This window comes from Arthrobacter sp. Cza30, assembly GCF_059090765.1.
In genome coordinates this window covers 1-5,030 of record NZ_JBNHGA010000019.1, presented here as the reverse complement: position 1 = coordinate 5,030, position 5,030 = coordinate 1, and the positions used below count along the sequence as shown (strand labels likewise).

Below are 5,030 nucleotides of genomic sequence, written 5' to 3'. Positions count from 1 at the left end.
GGGTAGCCGGCCTGAGAGGGTGACCGGCCACACTGGGACTGAGACACGGCCCAGACTCCTACGGGAGGCAGCAGTGGGGAATATTGCACAATGGGCGCAAGCCTGATGCAGCAACGCCGCGTGAGGGATGACGGCCTTCGGGTTGTAAACCTCTTTTAGCAAGGAAGAAGCGAAAGTGACGGTACTTGCAGAAAAAGCGCCGGCTAACTACGTGCCAGCAGCCGCGGTAATACGTAGGGCGCAAGCGTTATCCGGAATTATTGGGCGTAAAGAGCTCGTAGGCGGTTTGTCGCGTCTGCTGTGAAAACCCGAGGCTCAACCTCGGGCCTGCAGTGGGTACGGGCAGACTAGAGTGCGGTAGGGGAGATTGGAATTCCTGGTGTAGCGGTGGAATGCGCAGATATCAGGAGGAACACCGATGGCGAAGGCAGATCTCTGGGCCGTAACTGACGCTGAGGAGCGAAAGGGTGGGGAGCAAACAGGCTTAGATACCCTGGTAGTCCACCCCGTAAACGTTGGGAACTAGTTGTGGGGTCCTTTCCACGGATTCCGTGACGCAGCTAACGCATTAAGTTCCCCGCCTGGGGAGTACGGCCGCAAGGCTAAAACTCAAAGGAATTGACGGGGACCCGCACAAGCGGCGGAGCATGCGGATTAATTCGATGCAACGCGAAGAACCTTACCAAGGCTTGACATACACGGGAACGCCGTAGAAATACGGAACTCTTTGGACACTCGTGTACAGGTGGTGCATGGTTGTCGTCAGCTCGTGTCGTGAGATGTTGGGTTAAGTCCCGCAACGAGCGCAACCCTCGTTCTATGTTGCCAGCACGTAATGGTGGGAACTCATGGGATACTGCCGGGGTCAACTCGGAGGAAGGTGGGGATGACGTCAAATCATCATGCCCCTTATGTCTTGGGCTTCACGCATGCTACAATGGCCGGTACAAAGGGCTGCAATACCGTGAGGTGGAGCGAATCCCAAAAAGCCGGTCCCAGTTCGGATTGAGGTCTGCAACTCGACCTCATGAAGTCGGAGTCGCTAGTAATCGCAGATCAGCAACGCTGCGGTGAATACGTTCCCGGGTCTTGTACACACCGCCCGTCAAGTCATGAAAGTCGGTAACACCTGAAGCCGGTGGCCCAACCCTTGTGGAGGGAGCCGTCGAAGGTGGGATCGGTAATTAGGACTAAGTCGTAACAAGGTAGCCGTACCGGAAGGTGCGGCTGGATCACCTCCTTTCTAAGGAGCACTGCACCCGGTTGGGTGTCAGAGCCGGATTCACACCGAATGTGTGTGACCGGAGCTCATGGGTGGAACATTTGACGAGGCTCTGGCCGTGAGGTCTGGTTCTCAGTACGCCGCATTCGTGTGGTTGGAACGGGGCTGGGTGGATCGGGTGGGGCATGCACGCTGTTGGGTCCTGAGGGACCGGGGGCGGGAAGGCGTTGGCTTTTCTGCGACTGGGATCTCTGGGCTCATCCTTGTGCCGGCGTTGCCGGTGTCGGGGTGGGTACCGCCCGTACTTTGAGAACTACACAGTGGACGCGAGCATCTTAAAGAGATGACCTTTCGGGGTCATCAACTAAATCGATCGATAGATCGGCTCATGTGTTTTTCAAGTCTTTAAGAGCAAACGGTGGATGCCTTGGCATCTGGAGCCGAAGAAGGACGTAGCAATCTGCGATAAGCCTCGGGGAACTGATAAGCAAGTTTTGATCCGAGGATTTCCGAATGGGGAAACCCCGCTGGGCGGCGTGCCGACCCAGTGACTCCCGCCTGAATATATAGGGCGGGTAGAGGGAACGTGGGGAAGTGAAACATCTCAGTACCCACAGGAAGAGAAAGCAACCGCGATTCCGTGAGTAGTGGCGAGCGAAACCGGAACAGGCTAAACCGAGTACGTGTGATATCCGGCAGGAGTTGCGTATTCGGGGTTGTGGGACTTCCCGTACTGCGCTGCCGCGCAGTGAACGTGATGCGTCGATATAGGTGAACGGTCTTGAAAGGCCGGCCAGAGTGGGTGCCAGCCCCGTAACCGAAATGTCGGATCGCAGCGTGGGAAGGATCCCAAGTAGCACGGGGCCCGAGAAATCCCGTGTGAATCTGTCAGGACCACCTGATAAGCCTAAATACTCCCAGATGACCGATAGCGGACAAGTACCGTGAGGGAAAGGTGAAAAGTACCCCGGGAGGGGAGTGAAATAGTACCTGAAACCGTTTGCTTACAAACCGTTGGAGCACCCCTGGTAGGTGTGACAGCGTGCCTTTTGAAGAATGAGCCTGCGAGTTAGCGATATGTGGCGAGGTTAACCCGAGTGGGGTAGCCGTAGCGAAAGCGAGTCTGAATAGGGCGATCCAGTCGCATGTCCTAGACCCGAAGCGAAGTGATCTATCCATGGCCAGGCTGAAGCGACGGTAAGACGTCGTGGAGGGCCGAACCCACTTAGGTTGAAAACTGAGGGGATGAGCTGTGGATAGGGGTGAAAGGCCAATCAAACTTCGTGATAGCTGGTTCTCTCCGAAATGCATTTAGGTGCAGCGTTGCGTGTTTCTTGCCGGAGGTAGAGCTACTGGATGGCCGATGGGCCCCACCAGGTTACTGACGTCAGCCAAACTCCGAATGCCGGTAAGTGAGAGCGCAGCAGTGAGACTGTGGGGGATAAGCTTCATAGTCGAGAGGGAAACAACCCAGACCACCATCTAAGGTCCCTAAGCGCGTGCTAAGTGGGAAAGGATGTGGAGTTGCTTAGACAACCAGGAGGTTGGCTTAGAAGCAGCCACCCTTGAAAGAGTGCGTAATAGCTCACTGGTCAAGTGATTCCGCGCCGACAATGTAACGGGGCTCAAGCACGCCACCGAAGTTGTGGCATTGACATTATTGGTAGGCCTTCGTGGTCCAGCCGTGTTGATGGGTAGGAGAGCGTCGTGTGGCGAGTGAAGCGGCGGGGTGACCCAGCCGTGGACGCTACACGAGTGAGAATGCAGGCATGAGTAGCGAAAGACGTGTGAGAAACACGTCCTCCGAAAGACCAAGGGTTCCAGGGTCAAGCTAATCTTCCCTGGGTAAGTCGGGACCTAAGGCGAGGCCGACAGGCGTAGTCGATGGACAACGGGTTGATATTCCCGTACCGGCGAAGAACCGCCCCAGCCAATCCAGTGGTGCTAAGAGTCCTAGCCGGGAATGTTCGGAGCCCTTCGGGGTGATGACGTCCCGGTGAACGCTCGACCCCATGCTGGTGCGGCTAGCGTATTAACAGGTGTGACGCAGGAAGGTAGCCCAACCCGGGCGATGGTAGTCCCGGGGCAAGTGCGTAGGCCGAGGAATAGGCAAATCCGTTCCTCATGAGGCTGAGACACGATGCGGATGAAAAGTGGGTGATCCTATGCTGCCAAGAAAAGCATCGACGCGAGGTTCTAGCCGCCCGTACCCCAAACCGACTCAGGTGGTCAGGTAGAGAATACCGAGGAGATCGAGAGAATCGTGGTTAAGGAACTCGGCAAAATGCCCCCGTAACTTCGGGAGAAGGGGGGCCATCCGCTTATTAGGACTTGCTCCGAAAGGGCGTGGTGGCCGCAGAGACTAGTGGGTAGCGACTGTTTACTAAAAACACAGGTCCGTGCCAAGTCGCAAGACGATGTATACGGACTGACGCCTGCCCGGTGCTGGAAGGTTAAGAGGACGGGTCAGCCGCAAGGCGAAGCTCAGAATTTAAGCCCCAGTAAACGGCGGTGGTAACTATAACCATCCTAAGGTAGCGAAATTCCTTGTCGGGTAAGTTCCGACCTGCACGAATGGCGTAACGACTTCCCAACTGTCTCAACCACGAACTCGGCGAAATTGCACTACGAGTAAAGATGCTCGTTACGCGCAGCAGGACGGAAAGACCCCGTGACCTTTACTACAGCTTGGTATTGGTGTTCGGTGTGGCTTGTGTAGGATAGGTGGGAGACTGTGAAGCGGATACGCCAGTATTCGTGGAGTCGTTGTTGAAATACCACTCTGGTCACTCTGGATGTCTAACTTCGAACCGTAATCCGGTTCAGGGACAGTGCCTGGTGGGTAGTTTAACTGGGGCGGTTGCCTCCCAAAGAGTAACGGAGGCGCCCAAAGGTTCCCTCAACCTGGTTGGCAATCAGGTGGCGAGTGTAAGTGCACAAGGGAGCTTGACTGTGAGACTGACAGGTCGAGCAGGGACGAAAGTCGGGACTAGTGATCCGGCAGTGGCTTGTGGAAGCGCTGTCGCTCAACGGATAAAAGGTACCTCGGGGATAACAGGCTGATCTTGCCCAAGAGTCCATATCGACGGCATGGTTTGGCACCTCGATGTCGGCTCGTCGCATCCTGGGGCTGGAGTAGGTCCCAAGGGTTGGGCTGTTCGCCCATTAAAGCGGTACGCGAGCTGGGTTTAGAACGTCGTGAGACAGTTCGGTCCCTATCCGCTGCGCGCGTAGGAAGTTTGAGAGGATCTGACCCTAGTACGAGAGGACCGGGTTGGACGAACCTCTGGTGTGTCAGTTGTTCCGCCAGGAGCACCGCTGATTAGCTACGTTCGGGATGGATAACCGCTGAAAGCATCTAAGCGGGAAGCCGGCCTCAAGATGAGACTTCCATGCCTACGGGCGAGAGGCTCCCAGCCAGACTACTGGGTTGATAGGCCAGATGTGGAAGCACGGCAACGTGTGCAGCTGACTGGTACTAATAAGCCGATGACTTGATAAACACCCCACCCCTTCGTGGGTGGTGATGCTCGCGTCCACTGAGTGGTTCCCGATGTACGGTCGGGAACGAACGACAACACAAGACTTTTTCGTTGTTGACGATCTGAAACATCAATAGTGTTTCGGCGGCCATAGCGAGAGGGAAACGCCCGGTCCCATTCCGAACCCGGAAGCTAAGCCTCTCAGCGCCGATGGTACTGCAGGGGCGACCCTGTGGGAGAGTAGGACACCGCCGGACTCCCTTTCACGAAATGGCCACCCCACCGGGGTGGCCATTTCGCGTTAACAACCCCACAGGGAACCACGC

General features: G+C 56.2%; 3 rRNA genes. All 3 read left to right on the top strand.

The annotated features are described in order from the left end of the window. A 16S ribosomal RNA gene (locus AC5RVZ_RS32160) occupies window positions 1–1,243 on the top strand; the annotation flags it as partial. Window positions 1,244–1,617: 374 nt separating this feature from the next. Continuing rightward, a 23S ribosomal RNA gene (locus AC5RVZ_RS32155) occupies window positions 1,618–4,724 on the top strand. 120 nt (window positions 4,725–4,844) lie between these two features. Beyond that, window positions 4,845–4,961, top strand: a 5S ribosomal RNA gene (rrf, locus tag AC5RVZ_RS32150). Window positions 4,962–5,030: the final 69 nt, after the last annotated feature.